Genomic DNA, 17480 nt, shown 5'->3' with positions numbered 1-17480 from the left:
TTAGTTCAAAACTCTACTGGCAAGTTCATTACAGTGCTTCTCGCAGTTTATGCTATCCGGTACACTGATGGCGGACGAATATTTAGGTATAGAACGATAAAGAGGCTCCCATGTACCAGGATTTAATCCGCAGTGAACTGAACGAAGCCGCAGACACACTGGCAAACTTTCTGAAAGATGATGCCAATATCGGTGCCATCCAGCGCGCAGCCGTATTATTGGCTGATTCTTTTAAAGCTGGCGGTAAAGTATTGTCATGCGGTAATGGTGGCTCCCATTGTGACGCCATGCATTTTGCCGAAGAACTGACCGGCCGTTACCGAGAAAACCGCCCTGGTTATCCGGCGATTGCGATTTCAGATGTCAGCCATATCTCTTGTGTCAGTAACGATTTTGGCTATGACTATGTTTTCTCTCGCTATGTTGAAGCTGTAGGCCGTGAAGGCGACGTGCTGCTCGGTATTTCCACTTCAGGGAATTCAGGTAATATCATTAAAGCAATTGAAGCTGCGCGTGCTAAAGGCATGAAAGTCATTACCCTGACAGGTAAAGATGGCGGCAAAATGGCGGGTTCTGCGGATATCGAAATTCGTGTTCCTCATTTTGGCTATGCAGATCGTATTCAGGAAATTCATATTAAAGTGATTCACATCTTGATTCAGTTGATTGAAAAAGAGATGGTAAAAGCCTGATTTTCTGGGGTGATCAACGTTCAGTTGATCACCTTGTGGCTGAGTGAACAATACGGCGCTTGAAGCCCTATTCGGTGCGCGGAGGAATATATGTGCGAATTGCTCGGAATGAGCGCAAATGTTCCGACGGATATTTGCTTTAGCTTTACCGGTTTAGTGCAGCGGGGCGGGGGAACAGGCCCACATAAAGATGGCTGGGGAATTACTTTCTATGAAGGTAATGGCTGCCGGACGTTTAAAGATCCCCAACCCAGCTTTAATTCGCCCATTGCTCGGTTGGTGCAAGATTATCCCATCAAATCCTGTGCGGTGGTTTCCCATATCCGTCAGGCAAATCGGGGTGAAGTGGCATTAGAAAATACTCATCCTTTTACCCGCGAAATGTGGGGGCGAAACTGGACTTATGCTCATAATGGCCAACTTAGAGGCTATCGCCAATGGGATACCGGAACTTTCCGGCCTATTGGCCAAACAGACAGCGAACATGCTTTCTGCTGGCTACTGAATCAACTGGCAAAACGCTACCCCCGCACGCCGAGTAACTGGCCCGCGGTATTTCGCTATATTGGCACCTTGTGTGAGCAATTGCGTGCTAAAGGGGTGTTTAATATGTTGCTTTCGGATGGGCGTTTTGTCATGGCGTTCTGTTCGACCAATTTATATTGGATAACGCGCCGCGCCCCTTTCGGTAAAGCGACTTTACTGGATCAAGATGTTGAAATCGATTTTCAGCGCCAGACCACACCCAACGATGTGGTCACGGTGATTGCTACGCAGCCCTTAACCGGTAATGAAACCTGGCACAAAATTGCACCAGGTGAGTTTGCATTATTCTGTTTTGGTGAGCGCATTGGTTTTGGTCAGAGCATCTGATTTTATCAGGGCGTATTGCGACTCTGGCGCACTGGAGGTTGGCGGGCGGCTAAGCACATACTGCCCGTTGACCACAGAAACTGACGGCGGCATGCGGTTTTTGGCAAAATATTCGTAACCCGGCTGCAATTGACGCCAGAAGTTATAATCCGAAGAGTTACGGTGACGTTGCATATTTTGCTCAGTCATGCGGAAAGGGTAGATATTGATATCTACTTTTTCCTGACCAAAGATAAATGCCGTTTGCACGTAGTTAAATATCTCGTCCATATAGGCGTCGGTCATTGCATAACAGCCGATTGATTTGCAAGCGCCATGAATCATCAGATATTTGCCTGAATAACCTTGCGACTTATCATAATCATTTGGGAAGCCAATATTGATTGCCCGATAAAACTTACTGTCAGGTTTCAAATGACGCATATCAATAGTGTAAAAACCTTCCGGGCTTTTAAAATCCCCTTCACGGCGCTTTGGGCCAAGTCCACCTGAGAATTCACAGATCCGGTAGCTTTGTACCAAACGATATTCGCCTTGTAACCGGGCATATAATTCCAGGGTACGTTCTTCTTTGAAGATTTGAATATAGACTGAGGATCCGAGTAATTGCTGTTTTAGCTCTTTGGATACCGCCACCGGCTCGCTGGCTGAGCTGGTGAAAGATACCGCAGGCAAACAAATTATCGCTGCAAACGTTATGGTTGCAAAGAGTCTCATCGCAAACATTCTCGTCGTAAATAACGGCGCGATTTTGCCCATTTATTATTCCTACTTATATTATGTAAATTATGCCACTGCATTCTTTGATTTATAGGCGCAGATTATCAGTCAGAAATTTTTTAGCAATATATGTTTTGTATAAAATAAATACAAAGTCGGTAAAGGTGAATTGACAATACGATTTTACCGAATACATATACAAATTTGCAGTAAATTATTTGTATTTGCTTGACTCAGGTCACTGCATTTGTCAGACAGTGCCAAAGGGAAATGCTAAAATTGCCCACTGCTGATGACCTGCTCAATTAATGGTTATTTTCTATTCATTAACACCTTGTATGGGTGTCAGCATTAATTTCTGAGGCTCTTTCAGTCGATATTCATGTTTGTCTAATTGACTCAGTATTAAAGTGCCATTTAACTGAACTATGAAAGAATCTTCCCTTTGTGTGGCTGTACATTCTGGGCTAAGTGCAGCATTTGATATAACTAATAAAGTAGTTCAACTCTATGATTAAAATAAAGAAAGGACTAGATCTTCCCATCGCTGGAGCACCCGCACAGATCATAGAAGAGGGGCCAACAATTCATCATGTGGCCTTGCTCGGTGAAGAATACGTGGGAATGCGCCCCTCAATGTTGGTCGAGGAAGGTGATTGGGTTAAGAAAGGCCAGGCGCTATTTGAAGATAAAAAAAATCCAGGCGTGATATTCACCGCCCCTGCTAGTGGCAAAGTGAGCGCCATCAACCGCGGTGAGCGCCGGGTTTTACAATCTGTTGTGATTGACATTGACGGCGATGAGCAAATCCCGTTCGAGCATTATGATGAATTATCTCTCAGCCAACTGAGTGCAGAACAAGTGCAGCGGCTTTTGCAGGTATCCGGCTTATGGACAGCATTGCGGACCCGGCCTTTCAGCAAAACTCCGGCCCTTGATAGCCGTCCACGGGCTATTTTTGTTAGCGCCATGGATACCCAACCGCTGGCTGCTGATCCGCAAGTGATTATTGCCACTGAGTCTGATGCTTTCAATCAAGGCTTAACAGTATTAGCCCGTCTGACAGAGGGCAAAGTGCATGTTTGTCATGCGCTAGGGCAAATAGTGGCCAGTCATCCCAATGCGCAGGTGACTTACAATGAGTTCTCCGGCCCGCATCCCGCCGGTCTGGTCGGGACTCACATCCACTTCCTTGAGCCGGTCAGTCTGAACAAGATTGTCTGGCATGTGGGTTATCAGGATGTCATTGCCATTGGCAAACTATTTACCCGTGGTGAGCTGTGGACTGACCGTATCGTCGCTGTCGCAGGCCCACAAGTAAATCAGCCAGTTTTGCTGCGCACTCGTCTCGGGGCCAGTTTATCTGAATTGACCGCCAGTCGGCTGAAAGAGGGGGATAACCGCATTATCTCCGGTTCGGTGCTCAGCGGCACCGCTTTCTCTGCCACTCATGGTTATCTGGGGCGTTTCCATCAGCAAGTGTCCGTCATCCGCGAAGGGCGAGAGAAAGAACTATTCGGCTGGGTGATGCCTGGGCGTGATAAATATTCCATTACTCGCACCACATTGGGCCATTTCTTCAAGCGCAAATTGTTTGCTTTCTCCACGGATATGCACGGTGGGGAGCGCGCTATGGTGCCGATTGGTAACTATGAGCGCGTTATGCCACTGGATATTCTGGCCACTCATTTACTACGTGACCTGTTATCTGGTGATACCGACAGCGCGGCAGCTCTGGGGTGTCTGGAATTGGATGAAGAAGATTTGGCTCTGTGTACATTTGTCTGCCCCGGTAAATATGAATATGGGCCGGTATTGCGCGACATACTGACCAAGATTGAGCAGGAAGGATAACCGATGGGCCTGAAAAGTTTTCTTGAAAAAATAGAGCACCATTTTGAAGCCGGTGGGAAGCTCGAGAAGTATTACCCGCTGTATGAAGCTGCTGCCACTATTTTTTATACGCAAGGTAAAGTGACACCGGGTGCCTCTCACGTTCGCGATGCTATTGATCTGAAACGAATGATGATTTTGGTATGGCTGGCGGTATTCCCGGCAATGTTCTGGGGGATGTATAACGTCGGTGGGCAGGCGATTCCGGCCTTGAACCAACTCTACCATGGCGCGGAGCTGCAACAGATTATTGCCAGCGATTGGCATTACCGGCTGGCACAAATGCTGGGCGCTTCATTGGCATCAGATGCTGGTTGGGTAAGTAAAATGGTGCTGGGGGCGGTCTACTTCCTGCCTATTTATGCCGTCGTGTTTGTAGTGGGCGGCTTCTGGGAAGTGGTGTTCTCTATCATTCGCAAGCATGAAATCAACGAAGGTTTCTTTGTGACCTCGATTCTGTTTTCCCTGATAGTTCCGCCGACATTGCCACTATGGCAGGCGGCGCTGGGGATCTCATTTGGGGTTGTAATTGGTAAAGAGATCTTCGGCGGGACAGGGCGCAACTTCCTCAACCCGGCGCTGGCGGGGCGCGCTTTCTTGTTCTTTGCTTATCCAGCACAAATATCCGGTGACTTGGTCTGGACTGCCGCCGATGGTTTTTCTGGTGCGACGCCTTTATCGCAATGGAGTGTTAATGGTAGCCACAGTTTGGTCAATACGATTAGCGGCCAACCTATCACTTGGATGGATGCTTTCCTCGGCAATATCCCTGGTTCTATTGGTGAAGTTTCCACGTTAATGATCTTGATTGGCGGTGCCATTATCCTCTTCGGGCGCGTGGCGTCTTGGCGAATTGTGGCCGGGGTGATGATTGGCATGGTGGCGACGGCCTACCTGTTTAACTGGGTCGGCTCAACCACCAACCCATTATTCGCTATGCCGTGGTATTGGCATTTGGTGCTCGGCGGTTTTGCTTTCGGCATGATTTTTATGGCGACCGATCCGGTGTCCGCTTCCTTTACCAATAAAGGCAAGTGGTGGTATGGCGGCTTGATTGGCGCGATGTGTGTTTTGATCCGCGTGGCTAATCCGGCGTATCCGGAGGGAATGATGTTGGCGATTCTGTTCGCTAACCTGTTTGCACCACTGTTCGATTATGTGGTTGTTCAGGCCAATATCAAGCGGAGGAAAGCCCGTGGCGAATGATAAACCAAGAAACAATGACAGCATTGGCAAAACACTGCTGGTGGTGATTGTGCTGTGTTTGGTGTGTTCAGTCATCGTGGCTGGCGCGGCGGTAGGTTTGAAAGCCAAGCAACAAGAACAGCGCTTGTTGGATAAGCAACGTAATATTCTGGCGGTGGCCGGTTTACTGCAACCGAGAATGCCAGCAGAAAAAGTGCAGAGTGAGTTTGCACAGCGGATTGAACCGCGCCTGCTCGATTTGCAAAGTGGTGAGTTTATTCAACAAGATCCTGCGACATTTGATCGCGCGCAGGCACTACGTGATAACCAAATGAGCATTGCGCTGACACCTGCACAGGATGTTGCGGGCATTCGCCGCCGGGCTAATGTGGTTGAAATTTATCTGGTACGCAATGACAGCGGGCAGATAAACAAAATCGTGTTACCGATTTACGGCTCTGGTTTGTGGTCAATGATGTATGCCTTTGTTGCCATTGATACTGACGGTAAAACAGTCCGCGGTATTACCTATTACGATCAGGGCGAAACACCGGGCCTAGGGGGCGAAATTGAGAACCCTATCTGGCGTAACCAATGGATTGGTAAGCGGTTATTTGATGATCAAGGACAACCGGCTATTCGTATTGTTAAAGGGCGAGCGCCAGCTAACGATCCTCATGCCATAGATGGTTTGTCCGGCGCAACGCTGACCTCCAATGGTGTACAAAACAGCTTTGATTTTTGGCTCGGTGAAAACGGCTTTGGCCCGTTCCTGAAAAAAGTACGCGAAGGGGCGTTAAAAAATGGCTGATAGCAAAGAAATTAAACGGGTTTTATTGGGGCCGTTATTTGATAACAACCCAATTGCGCTGCAAATTCTGGGCGTGTGTTCAGCACTGGCCGTCACCACCAAACTGGAAACCGCTTTAGTGATGACACTGGCGGTCACCTTGGTTACGGCGTTCTCCAGCTTCTTCATCTCACTGATTCGCAACCATATTCCAAACAGTGTGCGCATCATTGTTCAAATGGTGATTATTGCTTCGCTAGTGATTGTGGTGGATCAGATCCTACGGGCCTATGCCTATGAGATATCTAAACAGCTCTCAGTATTTGTTGGCCTGATTATCACTAACTGTATTGTGATGGGGCGTGCCGAAGCTTATGCAATGAAATCCCCGCCAATCGAAAGCTTTATGGATGGCATCGGCAATGGCTTGGGCTATGGCGTAGTGCTAGTGCTGGTAGGCTTTGTCCGCGAGTTGATTGGCTCGGGTAAATTATTTGGCGTAACAGTGTTAGAAACTGTCCAGAATGGTGGTTGGTATCAGCCTAATGGATTGTTCCTGCTGGCACCTAGCGCATTCTTTATCATTGGTTTGCTGATTTGGGGCTTACGAACCCTGAAACCTGCGCAGATTGAGAAGGAGTAATTGACGATGGAACATTACATCAGTCTGTTCGTCCGCGCAGTGTTTGTCGAGAATATGGCGTTAGCGTTCTTCTTGGGGATGTGTACTTTCCTCGCGGTTTCCAAGAAAGTCTCGACTGCTTTTGGCCTGGGCATTGCGGTAACAGTGGTGTTGGGCATCTCCGTACCTGCTAACAATCTGGTTTATAACCTGGTTCTGCGAGATGGCGCATTGGTTGAAGGTGTTGATCTCAGCTTCCTGAATTTCATCACTTTTATTGGCGTAATTGCTGCCATTGTACAGGTTTTGGAGATGATTCTTGATCGCTATTTCCCCGCACTGTACAACGCTCTGGGTATTTTCCTGCCACTGATTACGGTGAACTGCGCCATTTTCGGCGGTGTGTCATTTATGGCCCAGCGTGATTACAACTTCCCTGAATCCATTGTGTATGGCTTTGGTTCTGGTATCGGTTGGATGCTGGCGATTGTCGCATTAGCGGGTATTCGCGAAAAGATGAAATATGCCAATGTGCCCGCAGGTTTACAGGGCTTAGGGATCACCTTTATCACCACCGGATTGATGGCCTTAGGGTTTATGTCTTTCTCTGGCGTAAACCTATAAAGGTAGGAATAATTCATGGAAATAATTCTGGGCGTAGTCATGTTCACCCTCATTGTACTAGCATTGACGGTGATGATTTTATTTGCCAAGTCAAAGTTGGTGAATACCGGTGATATCACAGTTGATATTAATGAAGATGCGGATAAAAGTTTTACTGCTCCGGCAGGGGATAAGCTGCTCAACATGCTTTCCAGCCATGGCATTTTCGTTTCCTCTGCGTGTGGCGGTGGCGGTTCCTGTGGACAGTGTCGGGTAACCATCAAAGAAGGCGGCGGGGATATTTTGCCGACCGAGCTTTCTCATATCTCCAAGCGGGAAGCAAAAGAAGGTTGCCGGTTAGCATGTCAGGTTAGTGTGAAGCAAAACCTGAAAATTGAATTGCCGGAAGAAATCTTTGGGGTGAAAAAGTGGGAATGTGAAGTTATCTCTAATGATAATAAAGCGACATTTATCAAAGAGTTGAAACTTAAAATTCCTGATGGTGAGGTTGTACCATTCCGTGCTGGGGGCTTTATTCAAATTGAGGCCGAGCCTCATACAGTAAAATACGCTGATTTTGATGTACCAGCGGAATATCGCGGCGACTGGGATAAATTCAATTTGTTCCGGTTTGAGTCAGTAGTTACCGAGCCGACCGTGCGGGCTTATTCCATGGCAAACTACCCAGAAGAACGCGGTATTATCATGCTGAACGTGCGTATCGCCACGCCGCCACCGTCAGTTCCGGATGCTCCTCCGGGGATCATGTCTTCCTACATCTGGTCACTGAAACCGGGTGATAAAGTCGTTATTTCTGGGCCATTTGGTGAGTTTTTTGCCAAAGATACTGATGCCGAAATGGTCTTTATTGGCGGTGGTGCGGGTATGGCGCCTATGCGTTCGCATATCTTTGATCAGCTTAAACGGCTGCATTCTAAGCGCAAGATTAGCTTCTGGTATGGCGCGCGCTCACGGCGCGAGATGTTCTATGAAGAAGATTTTGATCAGTTACAGGCTGAAAATGATAATTTCCGTTGGCATGTTGCTTTGTCTGACCCGCAACCAGAAGACAATTGGACGGGCTATACCGGCTTCATTCATAACGTGTTATTAGAAAATTATCTTAAAAATCATCCGGCACCTGAAGATTGTGAATTCTATATGTGTGGCCCACCAATGATGAATGCGGCAGTCATCAAGATGTTAAAAGACCTTGGTGTGGAAGATGAAAACATTATGCTCGACGACTTCGGTGGCTGATTTGCCGCCACTCGGGTTTTGACTGCAATTGGGGATATTGTGCGAAGACATATAGCGCGAAGACATATAATGCATTGGTTGATGGCTGCGGTGGGCGTTTTGCTGCTAACGGGTTGTGGCCCTGAGCAAATCAATCTCGAAGGTAAAACCATGGGCACCTCATATTCAATTAAGTATATGAGTGACTCAAAAACGCTCAGCCCGGAGCAGCTACAGCAGGAAATAGACCGCAAGCTGGAACAGGTTAATGATCAAATGTCGACGTACCGGCCAAACTCTGAATTGAGCCGTTTCAACAAAAGTCAGAAAGTGAATACGGCATTTCCTGTTTCAGCCGCGACAGCCAAAGTGGTACGGGAGGCTATCCGTATTAATCGTTTGACTGATGGGGCGCTGGATGTGACGGTAGGGCCATTGGTTAATCTATGGGGCTTTGGCCCTGAAGGGCGGCCAAATGTGGTGCCGACAGATGCTGAAATTGCTAAACGCCAGGAATGGGTTGGCATTGATAATTTGGCAGTAGAAAATGGTGCCTTGGTAAAACGCATTCCCGAGCTATATGTCGATCTTTCTGCTATAGCTAAAGGATATGGCGTAGATGTGGTTGCTGAATATTTGGAAGCGAAGAATATCGATAACTATATGGTCGATATTGGCGGGGAAGTCCGGACCCGGGGTAATAATGGGGAAAATAAACCTTGGCGCATCGCAATTGAAAAACCTGTTGCCGGCTCCTCACAAAGTACTCAAGAGGTTATCGAACCTGGTCGCATGGCGGTAGCCACCTCTGGTGATTATCGTAATTATTTTGAGCAAAATGGTGTGCGTTACTCACATACCATTGATCCCAAAACTGGTCGGCCAATTAACCATCGTTTAGTCTCAATTACGGTTTTAGATCCGAGTTGTATGACGGCCGACGGGCTCTCGACGGGGTTAGGTGTCCTTGGGCCAGAACGCGGGATGGCATTGGCTAATTTGCTGGGTATTCCGGTGTTTATGATAGTCAAAACTGATGAAGGCTTTGAGGAACACTCTTCTGAGTCATTCAAACCGTATCTACAAAAGCGGCTTTGATAGGAGAAGATTATGTTGACTGTTTTTATCGCGTCTTTTGTTTTTTTTCTCTTAGCCATCGCGGGATTGTCACTGGGTTATATCGTAAAACGTAAAACCTTGCAGGGCAGTTGCGGAGGTATTGGGGCTTTGGGAATGGAAAAAGTGTGTGATTGCCCCGAGCCTTGTGATTCACGCAAAAAACGGTTAGCTAAAGAGGCTGCGCGCCAGAAAGCATTGGAGCAATATCGCATTCTCTAACGGACATATAATTTGTCTTTCTGTATATGAAAACCCCCGTTCAATATGGAGTTGAACGGGGGTTTTTGTTTTATATATCTTAAATTATTTGAGTTGCAGTAAACCAACATACATACAGCTTGAAGTATGGCGGGTGTCATTATTTATTGTCGTGGATTATCTTCTTAAATTTGGCCGGAGAATCAACCATCACGCCATTGGCACCTAATTCTTTTGCTTTATGATAATCTTCTGGGGTATTAATTCCGAAGAAAATAATATGTGCGTTGGTATTTTTACGGAAACAGTCAACGGCTTCTTTATCCCAACTTAATATTGCGTTAGAGCGGCCTTCACCGAGAGTATATTTCTCTACAACCTCAACTTTTCGGTGTAACTCCAGACCATACCAGCGCTCTTTATTGTCCGCCGGTAATTCACACTTATGATCCATAGTAATATTGGCTAATTGTGTTCGTGTAAAATCACGGCTTTCAAATCGTTGGATTTTATGTGCAGCATCGCTGCTTTCATTCACTTTATCCAACGCTGTCAAATAATTATCATCAGTTGAATAGACGCGAGTTCGGTTCAGCCGGTTTTCTTCATTTTTACTGGTTGCATCCAGTGTTTTTTTCAGCGCTTTGGCGAGTGTTACTGGGTCTGCATCTGGGGATTTAATGTCGAGGTAAAATTGTGTTTTAGGAAATGTTTTCAATACGTTATCAAGCGTAGGGATGCCGATGTGTGAACCTGTTTTTGGCTGAATATTATGAGCTTTATTATACTTAAAGCTGGCATCGGCTTGGGCGAGTTGCTGCGCGGTATAGCTAGAAACTTTACCCGACTTATCGGTCAATTCCTGGAGTTCAGATGGGCGATACAAAACCGGAATATTATCCTTTGATAACTGTATTGTTATCCAGATTGCATCCGCACCATTAGCCAATGCTTTCTTGATGGCTGGAATCGTATTTTCAGGGGCATCGGCAGTTCCACCCCGGTGAGCAATAATTTGTGGTGTTTGTTGAGGGGCCGTTGAAGAAGCTGAATTAGCATTTGTGACAAAACTTGCAGAGAGTAATAAAGTTGCCATTATATAATTTCGCATAATATTTAGTTTCCATCCATTGACTGATAATGAACTTTTTCAAGGTTGATGTTAATCATATAGCCAATATTCTTCGGCTTTGTCGAATTTAATGATTTCTCATTAAAAATAAATGACAAAAAGAATAAAAACACCAATAACAGAATTCAATTCTGTTTTTTTCTAAAATGGTTGTCATATTGATTAGGATAATTGTGAATATCCCCGATGGCGATTTTATTTGTGATGTTCTTGAGGGGGATTGGGTGCTAAATTCACATCTAAGGCGACAAGGCTCATCCCACAGCATAATGAGAAAATCCTTAATAAATCTTAAAAAACATTAGTTGGGCAGCTAAAGGTTGTATTAGGGTATACGTGTAATTTTATGGGGTGGTCGTGCCCCTAAGTACTCGGTCTTAAAGAGGAATGTAGTGTGTCGAGATTGCGAGTTGGTGTGATTTTTGGCGGTAAATCGGCTGAACATGAAGTGTCATTGCAGTCGGCCAAAAATATCGTGGATGCGATTGATAAAGCAAAGTTTGAAGTGACACTGTTGGGCATTGATAAACAAGGTAAATGGCATATTAATGATGCATCCAGTTACTTGTTAAATGCAGAAAATCCGGCGTTGATTTCCCTGAATCATTCAAACAAAAATGTAGCGCTGATCCCAGGTCAAGAGAGCCAGCAACTCATTGCTGCGGATAACGCGGCTGCATTGGCTCAGTTGGATGTCATTTTCCCTATTGTACACGGGACGTTAGGTGAGGACGGTTCCTTGCAAGGCCTGTTGCGTATGGCCAATATTCCTTTTGTCGGCTCAGGTGTCGTGGGGTCTGCGGTTAGTATGGATAAAGACATCACTAAGCGGTTACTGCGTGATGCTGGGTTGAATATCGCCCCTTTTATTACACTGACACGTGGCAATAAAGACAGCTACGATTTTGAAACGGTTTCAGAAAAACTCGGATTACCTTTATTTATTAAACCGGCGAATCAGGGCTCCTCGGTGGGTGTGAGTAAAGTGCGCAATGCGGCCGAATATCAACAGGCGGTGGCGTTAGCCTTTGATTTTGACCATAAAGTGTTGGTGGAGTCGGCTATTATTGGGCGGGAGATTGAATGTGCCGTCATGGGCAATGACAACCCGCAAGCCAGTTTGTGTGGCGAGGTAGTTATCAGCGACGAGTTTTATTCTTATGACACTAAATACATAAATGAAACCGGTGCTCAAGTCATCATTCCTGCGCCAATAGACAGTGCTGCCAGTGACAATATTCGCGCGGTAGCTTTAGCAGCATTTCGAGCGCTCGAATGCTGTGGTATGGCGCGGGTGGATGTCTTTTTAACCCCAGATAACCGCGTAATTATCAATGAAATAAATACGTTACCTGGATTTACTAATATCAGTATGTACCCCAAATTATGGCGCGCCACCGGTGTGGGCTCGACAGAATTGATCACCATACTGATTGAGTTGGCTTTAGAGCGCCATCAGCAAGATAAGTCGCTGAAAAGCTCCATCCTGAAATAAGACTGACTACCGCTATTCTCTGAAAAAAGAGCTGCCTCGGGCAGCTTTTTTATTGCTGTTAGAATTGACTTGACAAATTGTCAATAAATGACAATATTTTAATTATGAAACTTACAGAAGATCAACTCCTGTTGCGGGAGAGCAAAAAAATCGTTGAGGCACTGGGCAAAACATTTGCACCCTTAGTGGAGTTTGTTTTGCATGACCTGACTCAACCTGAACATGCCATTGCGGCGATTTCAAACAATTTATCCGGTCGTGAAATCGGTGAGCCAGCGACTGAACTGGGGTTGAGCCGTATTGCCGACCCTAACTTTCCTGAAGTTATTGTTAATTATCCGAATCAATTTCCTGATGGTCGCCCGGCAAAAAGCACATCAATTGGCTTGAAAAATAGCAAAGGAGAATTCATCGGGGCACTTTGTCTAAATATGGATATCTCGCTGTTTTCCGCCGTCAGCGCCAGTTTATCTCAACTGATCCAAACGACACCGGCAGAGGTTCAGGAGTCTCTGGCATCACCTCGCCTTGAGATGCTGCGCACTCAACTGGAGCAATTCGCTGCCGCGCACAATACCACTCCACGCGCGCTAAACCCGGCACAGCGACGTGAAATTGTCCGTCAACTGGCGCAAGCGGGTTTGATGGATTTAAAGAATGCCCAGACCGTGGTTGCTAATAATCTGGGCGTCGCCCGCTCTACTGTTTATACCTATCTCCCTACTGAAGGAAGTTGAAGATGGCCCCATTAGTCATCAGTTATGACGATATTATCCAAGCACATCAGCGGATTGCAGGTTTTGCACTTAAAACCCCAGTATTGACTTCCTCCACCGCCAATGAGCAGACCGGTGCGCAGTTGTTTTTTAAATGCGAAAATTTCCAGCATATGGGGGCGTTTAAATTCCGTGGCGCTTATAACGCGTTAGTGAAATTATCGCCGGAACAGCAAGCAAAAGGGGTTATTGCTTTCTCGTCGGGGAATCATGCGCAGGCTATTGCTTTGTCTGCGCGTAAATTAGGTATTCGCGCGGTTATTGTCATGCCTAAAGATGCGCCAGCAGCTAAAATCGCGGCGACACGAGGTTATGGCGGCGAAGTGGTGCTATATGACCGCTATCTTGAAGACCGTGAAGCCATTAGCCGTAAACTGGCACAAGAGCAGGGGCTAAGCTTGATTCCACCTTATGACCATCCGGATGTGATGGCCGGGCAGGGGACGGCGGCAAAAGAATTATTTGAAGAAGTGGGCGAGCTGGATGTGCTGCTGGTGCCATTGGGCGGCGGCGGGTTGTTGTCCGGCTGTGCCACGGTGGCCAAAGCGCTCTATCCCAATTGCCAGGTATTTGGGGTGGAACCCGCCGCCGGTAATGATGGGCAGCAGAGTTTCCGCAGCGGAAAAATTGTTAAAATTGACACGCCAGTGACTATTGCGGACGGCGCGCAAACTCAGGCTTTGGGTCACTATACTTTCCCGGTTATTCAGGAGCGGGTTGATAATATTCTGACTGCCAGCGATGACCAATTGATCTCGACAATGAAGTTTTTCGCCAGCCGAATGAAGATTGTGGTTGAACCCACCGGCTGCTTAGGGGCGGCTGTCGCTTTTGGTGATGAGCTGGATTTACGTGGTAAACGAGTCGGGGTGATTATTTCGGGCGGCAATGTCGATTTAGCGCGTTTGGCCCACTTTATTGATAAGTCTTGATGATGTCCGAGCCTATCTTAATAAATTCAACATCGGGCCTGCCGCCAGCAGGCCATTATAGCCATGCTGTCTGCGCGGGCGGTATGGTCTATCTTTCTGGCCAACTGCCCGTCACGGCGCAGGGCGTGGCATTATCAAACCAACCTTTTGATATTCAGGTTATGCAGGTTTTTGCCAATATTGAGGGGATACTCGCGGACTGCCATTGCAGTGTAAATAGCTTGGTTCAGGTGCGAGTTTATCTGTGTGATATTGCCCTATGGCCACATTTCAATGCGCTTTATGCTGATTGGTTAGGGCCACACAAACCGGCTCGTTGCGTGGTGCCAGTGCCCATTTTACATCATGATTTGGCCTTGGAAATTGAAGCGGTTGCTCTGCTTCCAGGCTAGTTTTTCGCTATCACGAAATTTGCGTGGTCAGGATCTCGGTTAATCTTGAATTTCTCCGATTTAACTGTATTCTTATACAGTGGTTTTGGCGGGGGATAAACATGCGGAAAATTATTCATGTCGATATGGATTGCTTCTTCGCGGCTGTTGAAATGCGCGATGACCCCAGTTTGCGTGATATTCCTATTGCGATTGGCGGTAGTCAGGACAGGCGCGGTGTCATTAGCACCGCCAATTATCCTGCTCGACGTTATGGGGTTCGCAGCGCGATGCCGACCGCTATGGCGCTGAAACTCTGCCCACAACTGAAAGTGATCCCCGGTCGAATGGCGGCATATAAAGAAGCGTCGCTACATATCCGTGAGATTTTTGCGCGCTACACCCCTTTGATTGAGCCACTTTCATTGGATGAAGCCTATTTGGATGTCTCTGATTGTCTGGCATGCAGTGGTTCTGCCACATTAATTGCACAAGAAATCCGCCAGTCTATTGCTATGGAGCTTAATCTAACTGCATCTGCGGGCATTGCTCCCATCAAATTTTTAGCCAAGATCGCGTCTGATTTAAATAAACCCAATGGTCAGTATGTGATAACCCCAGATAAAATATTGCCTTTCTTGTCTGACTTGCCGCTGAGTAAAATTCCGGGTGTGGGCAAAGTGACCGCGAAACGTCTGCAAGAGCTGGGGCTGATAACCTGTAGTGATGTACAAAACTATCCACAGGCTGAATTATTAAAGCGCTTTGGTAAGTTTGGTCATGTGCTATGGGAGCGCAGCCACGGTATTGATGAGCGCGAAGTTTCTCCCGACCGTTTGCGCAAATCAGTTGGGGTCGAGCGGACACTGGCTGAGGATATTCATGATTGGGAAAGCTGTGAGTTATTGATTGAAAAGCTTTATATTGAGCTGGAAACCCGTCTTCGCAAGGTTAGGCCGGATCTGCATATCGCCCGACAAGGGGTAAAATTAAAATTTCATGATTTTCAGCAAACTACACAAGAGCATGTTTGGCCGGAGCTGAATAAAGCGGATTTATTGCAAGTAGCGCGGGCAGCATGGAATGAGCGGCGGGCGGAGCGGGGGGTGCGTTTGGTGGGGTTACATGTCACTTTGCTGGATCCGCAACTCGAGCGGCAATTACTGTTGAGTTGGGAATAACTCTGACGAATAAAAAACGGCGGGCCTAAGCGCCGCCGTTAATCATATAAAACAAAACCGGGTTTCTTATGCGCGCTCAGGAATCGCTTTCAGCAGCGCAGTCAGTAATTGCCAATATTGACCCACACTTTCGATATGAACTTGTTCATCCGGTGAATGTGGCCCTGTCATAGTTGGCCCAATCGACACCATATCCATCTCTGGGTAAGGTTTTTTAAATAAACCACATTCCAGACCGGCATGGATAACCATGATATTGGGTGTTTTGTTAAACAATTTTTGGTAAGTTTCCCGCACCAATGCCATCACCGGTGAGGTTGGGTCAGGTTGCCAGCCAGGGTAGCCGCCTTTTGGCGAGGTTTCTGCGCCAGCCAACTGACCAATCGCAGTCAACATTCCCACCACGTAATCTTTGCCGCTGTCGATCAGAGAACGGATTAGGCAGATGATTTCTACTTCATTCTCATTCATGGTAACCACACCCACATTCAGTGAGGTTTCAACCACACCTTTTACTGCATCACTCATACGAATGACACCGTTTGGCGTGGCATTCAATAAGGCGATCAGGCGCTGCTGGGTGTCTTTTGTCAGAGCCTTAGCATTATCAATAGATAGCGGCTCAAGCAATACAGTCAGATTTTTTTCAACTGCGGCCAGCTCATTTTTCAAGGTTGCCAGATACTCCTGGCTCAGGTTTTTCAGCTGATCGACTTTATCTGCGGCAATCGCCAAGGTCACAGAACCTTCACGTGGGATAGCATTACGCAGCGTGCCGCCATTCAAATCCAATATCCGCAGGTCTAAATCTTTGGCCTGGTCGAACAGGAATCGGGCCAGCAGTTTATTGGCATTACCTAGCCCTAAATGGATATCAGCGCCTGAATGACCGCCTTTCAAACCTTTAATGGTCAACTTCAACGTCTGGTAACCGGCAGGAACCGCTTCGCGCTTTAGTGCTAAAGTGGTAATAAAATCAATACCACCGGCGCAACCCATATAGATTTCACCTTCCTGCTCGGAATCGGTATTAATCAGAATATCGGCTTTCAACCAGTTAGGTTGCAGACCAAATGCGCCATCCATACCGGCTTCTTCGGTCATGGTCAGCAGCACTTCAAGTGGGCCGTGTTCGACGCTATCGTCAGACAGCACCGCCAATGCGGAGGCCATACCAATGCCATTATCCGCACCTAATGTGGTGCCACGGGCTTTAACCCATTCACCGTCGATATAGGGTTGGATAGGGTCTTTGGTAAAGTCATGTACCGTATCATTATTCTTTTGTGGCACCATATCTAAGTGAGCTTGTAGCGCAACGGGCTTACGGTTCTCCATCCCCTTGGTAGCTGGCTTACGCAGCAGGATATTACCGACCTTATCACGCTCCGCATGTAGACCTTTTTCCTTGGCCCACGTCATAATATGCTGTGCCAGTGCTTCTTCGTGGTAAGACGGATGGGGAATCGAGCAGATTTTTGCGAAAATATCCCACAACGGCTGAGGCGAAAGTTGAGACAGTTCAGACACTGTAAGTCTCCTGTACAAAGTTAGATCGAGATTGATATCAGATGATTATTATATAAATCATCTGGTTATATTGTTAGTTTATTACGCGTGCAAAGTAATGGATTTCTATCGTGGTAATGATCTTATCCA

The 17480-nt window shown here is 46.8% G+C and carries 18 protein-coding genes; 15 read left to right on the top strand and 3 right to left on the bottom strand.

What is annotated here, in order from left to right:
• Nucleotides 1-110: 110 nt before the first annotated feature.
• Complete coding sequence (lpcA, locus tag OP863_RS14885; RefSeq protein ID WP_038631346.1) at nt 111-692, top strand: D-sedoheptulose 7-phosphate isomerase; 582 nt, start codon at nt 111-113, stop codon at nt 690-692.
• 90 nt (nt 693-782) lie between these two features.
• Nucleotides 783-1565, top strand: coding sequence for a class II glutamine amidotransferase (locus OP863_RS14880; RefSeq protein ID WP_145591865.1), 783 nt, complete (start codon nt 783-785; stop codon nt 1563-1565).
• Here OP863_RS14880 and dpaA read toward each other — a convergent pair.
• Entirely contained in the window at nt 1521-2324 is an 804-nt protein-coding gene (gene dpaA, locus OP863_RS14875; RefSeq protein ID WP_050291402.1) for a peptidoglycan meso-diaminopimelic acid protein amidase, read from the bottom strand. The genes OP863_RS14880 and dpaA overlap by 45 nt on opposite strands.
• A 471-nt stretch (nt 2325-2795) precedes the next feature.
• On the opposite strand from dpaA, the gene OP863_RS14870 reads away from it, so the two are divergent.
• From OP863_RS14870 to nqrM, 8 genes are all read left to right on the top strand, one after another.
• Nucleotides 2796-4139, top strand: coding sequence for a Na(+)-translocating NADH-quinone reductase subunit A (locus tag OP863_RS14870; protein WP_265525473.1), 1344 nt, complete (start codon nt 2796-2798; stop codon nt 4137-4139).
• Between the two features lie 3 nt (nt 4140-4142).
• A complete protein-coding gene (locus tag OP863_RS14865; RefSeq protein WP_145588086.1) occupies nt 4143-5384 on the top strand; it encodes an NADH:ubiquinone reductase (Na(+)-transporting) subunit B in 1242 nt (413 codons plus the stop codon).
• Entirely contained in the window at nt 5374-6174 is an 801-nt protein-coding gene (locus OP863_RS14860) for a Na(+)-translocating NADH-quinone reductase subunit C (RefSeq protein ID WP_145588084.1), read from the top strand. The genes OP863_RS14865 and OP863_RS14860 overlap by 11 nt, the downstream gene beginning before the upstream one ends.
• Nucleotides 6167-6796, top strand: coding sequence for an NADH:ubiquinone reductase (Na(+)-transporting) subunit D (locus tag OP863_RS14855; RefSeq protein ID WP_005160493.1), 630 nt, complete (start codon nt 6167-6169; stop codon nt 6794-6796). Before OP863_RS14860 ends, OP863_RS14855 begins: the two co-directional genes overlap by 8 nt.
• 6 nt (nt 6797-6802) lie before the next feature.
• The gene (nqrE, locus tag OP863_RS14850; protein ID WP_004392325.1) at nt 6803-7399 is read left to right on the top strand and encodes an NADH:ubiquinone reductase (Na(+)-transporting) subunit E; all 597 of its coding nucleotides are present in this window, start codon (nt 6803-6805) and stop codon (nt 7397-7399) included.
• Between the two features lie 15 nt (nt 7400-7414).
• Nucleotides 7415-8638, top strand: coding sequence for an NADH:ubiquinone reductase (Na(+)-transporting) subunit F (gene nqrF / locus OP863_RS14845; protein ID WP_038631358.1), 1224 nt, complete (start codon nt 7415-7417; stop codon nt 8636-8638).
• Nucleotides 8639-8707: 69 nt separating this feature from the next.
• The gene (locus OP863_RS14840) at nt 8708-9715 is read left to right on the top strand and encodes an FAD:protein FMN transferase (protein ID WP_038631360.1); all 1008 of its coding nucleotides are present in this window, start codon (nt 8708-8710) and stop codon (nt 9713-9715) included.
• Between the two features lie 12 nt (nt 9716-9727).
• Nucleotides 9728-9955 (top strand): (Na+)-NQR maturation NqrM, encoded by a 228-nt coding sequence (nqrM, locus tag OP863_RS14835; protein ID WP_038631362.1) that lies wholly within the window; start codon nt 9728-9730, stop codon nt 9953-9955.
• 139 nt (nt 9956-10094) lie between these two features.
• On the opposite strand, the gene OP863_RS14830 is transcribed toward nqrM, so the two are convergent.
• A complete protein-coding gene (locus tag OP863_RS14830) occupies nt 10095-11045 on the bottom strand; it encodes a glycerophosphodiester phosphodiesterase family protein (RefSeq protein WP_265525472.1) in 951 nt (316 codons plus the stop codon).
• 415 nt (nt 11046-11460) lie between these two features.
• On the opposite strand from OP863_RS14830, the gene ddlA reads away from it, so the two are divergent.
• From ddlA to dinB, 5 genes are all read left to right on the top strand, one after another.
• Entirely contained in the window at nt 11461-12561 is a 1101-nt protein-coding gene (gene ddlA, locus OP863_RS14825) for a D-alanine--D-alanine ligase (RefSeq protein WP_145588431.1), read from the top strand.
• 104 nt (nt 12562-12665) lie between these two features.
• Nucleotides 12666-13298: a helix-turn-helix transcriptional regulator gene (locus OP863_RS14820; RefSeq protein WP_038631368.1), complete on the top strand. Its 633-nt coding sequence runs from the start codon at nt 12666-12668 to the stop codon at nt 13296-13298.
• A gap of 2 nt (nt 13299-13300) precedes the next feature.
• A complete protein-coding gene (locus tag OP863_RS14815; RefSeq protein WP_265525471.1) occupies nt 13301-14269 on the top strand; it encodes a threo-3-hydroxy-L-aspartate ammonia-lyase in 969 nt (322 codons plus the stop codon).
• Nucleotides 14269-14661 (top strand): RidA family protein, encoded by a 393-nt coding sequence (locus OP863_RS14810; RefSeq protein WP_265525470.1) that lies wholly within the window; start codon nt 14269-14271, stop codon nt 14659-14661. The genes OP863_RS14815 and OP863_RS14810 overlap by 1 nt, the downstream gene beginning before the upstream one ends.
• 101 nt (nt 14662-14762) lie before the next feature.
• Nucleotides 14763-15821, top strand: coding sequence for a DNA polymerase IV (gene dinB / locus OP863_RS14805; RefSeq protein ID WP_038631374.1), 1059 nt, complete (start codon nt 14763-14765; stop codon nt 15819-15821).
• 66 nt (nt 15822-15887) lie between these two features.
• Here the strand turns inward: dinB and pepD are convergent, their stop codons facing one another.
• Nucleotides 15888-17351, bottom strand: coding sequence for a beta-Ala-His dipeptidase (gene pepD / locus OP863_RS14800; RefSeq protein WP_265525469.1), 1464 nt, complete (start codon nt 17349-17351; stop codon nt 15888-15890).
• Nucleotides 17352-17480 lie beyond the last annotated feature (129 nt).

This window comes from Yersinia sp. SCPM-O-B-9106 (C-191) (assembly GCF_026183365.1).
GTDB lineage: Bacteria > Pseudomonadota > Gammaproteobacteria > Enterobacterales > Enterobacteriaceae > Yersinia > Yersinia rochesterensis.
Note: the sequence above shows the minus strand (reverse complement) of the source record. Positions and strands in the feature narration are given on the sequence as shown.

What these genes read in the sequence shown, in the direction of transcription:
- lpcA (WP_038631346.1), top strand. Translation starts at nt 111, where the DNA reads ATGTACCAGGATTTAATCCGCAGTGAACTGAACGAAGCCGCAGACACA.
- OP863_RS14880 (WP_145591865.1), top strand. Translation starts at nt 783, where the DNA reads ATGTGCGAATTGCTCGGAATGAGCGCAAATGTTCCGACGGATATTTGC.
- dpaA (WP_050291402.1), bottom strand. Translation starts at nt 2,324, where the DNA reads ATGGGCAAAATCGCGCCGTTATTTACGACGAGAATGTTTGCGATGAGA.
- OP863_RS14870 (WP_265525473.1), top strand. Translation starts at nt 2,796, where the DNA reads ATGATTAAAATAAAGAAAGGACTAGATCTTCCCATCGCTGGAGCACCC.
- OP863_RS14865 (WP_145588086.1), top strand. Translation starts at nt 4,143, where the DNA reads ATGGGCCTGAAAAGTTTTCTTGAAAAAATAGAGCACCATTTTGAAGCC.
- OP863_RS14855 (WP_005160493.1), top strand. Translation starts at nt 6,167, where the DNA reads ATGGCTGATAGCAAAGAAATTAAACGGGTTTTATTGGGGCCGTTATTT.
- nqrE (WP_004392325.1), top strand. Translation starts at nt 6,803, where the DNA reads ATGGAACATTACATCAGTCTGTTCGTCCGCGCAGTGTTTGTCGAGAAT.
- nqrF (WP_038631358.1), top strand. Translation starts at nt 7,415, where the DNA reads ATGGAAATAATTCTGGGCGTAGTCATGTTCACCCTCATTGTACTAGCA.
- OP863_RS14840 (WP_038631360.1), top strand. Translation starts at nt 8,708, where the DNA reads ATGCATTGGTTGATGGCTGCGGTGGGCGTTTTGCTGCTAACGGGTTGT.
- nqrM (WP_038631362.1), top strand. Translation starts at nt 9,728, where the DNA reads ATGTTGACTGTTTTTATCGCGTCTTTTGTTTTTTTTCTCTTAGCCATC.
- OP863_RS14830 (WP_265525472.1), bottom strand. Translation starts at nt 11,045, where the DNA reads ATGCGAAATTATATAATGGCAACTTTATTACTCTCTGCAAGTTTTGTC.
- OP863_RS14820 (WP_038631368.1), top strand. Translation starts at nt 12,666, where the DNA reads ATGAAACTTACAGAAGATCAACTCCTGTTGCGGGAGAGCAAAAAAATC.
- OP863_RS14815 (WP_265525471.1), top strand. Translation starts at nt 13,301, where the DNA reads ATGGCCCCATTAGTCATCAGTTATGACGATATTATCCAAGCACATCAG.
- OP863_RS14810 (WP_265525470.1), top strand. Translation starts at nt 14,269, where the DNA reads ATGATGTCCGAGCCTATCTTAATAAATTCAACATCGGGCCTGCCGCCA.
- dinB (WP_038631374.1), top strand. Translation starts at nt 14,763, where the DNA reads ATGCGGAAAATTATTCATGTCGATATGGATTGCTTCTTCGCGGCTGTT.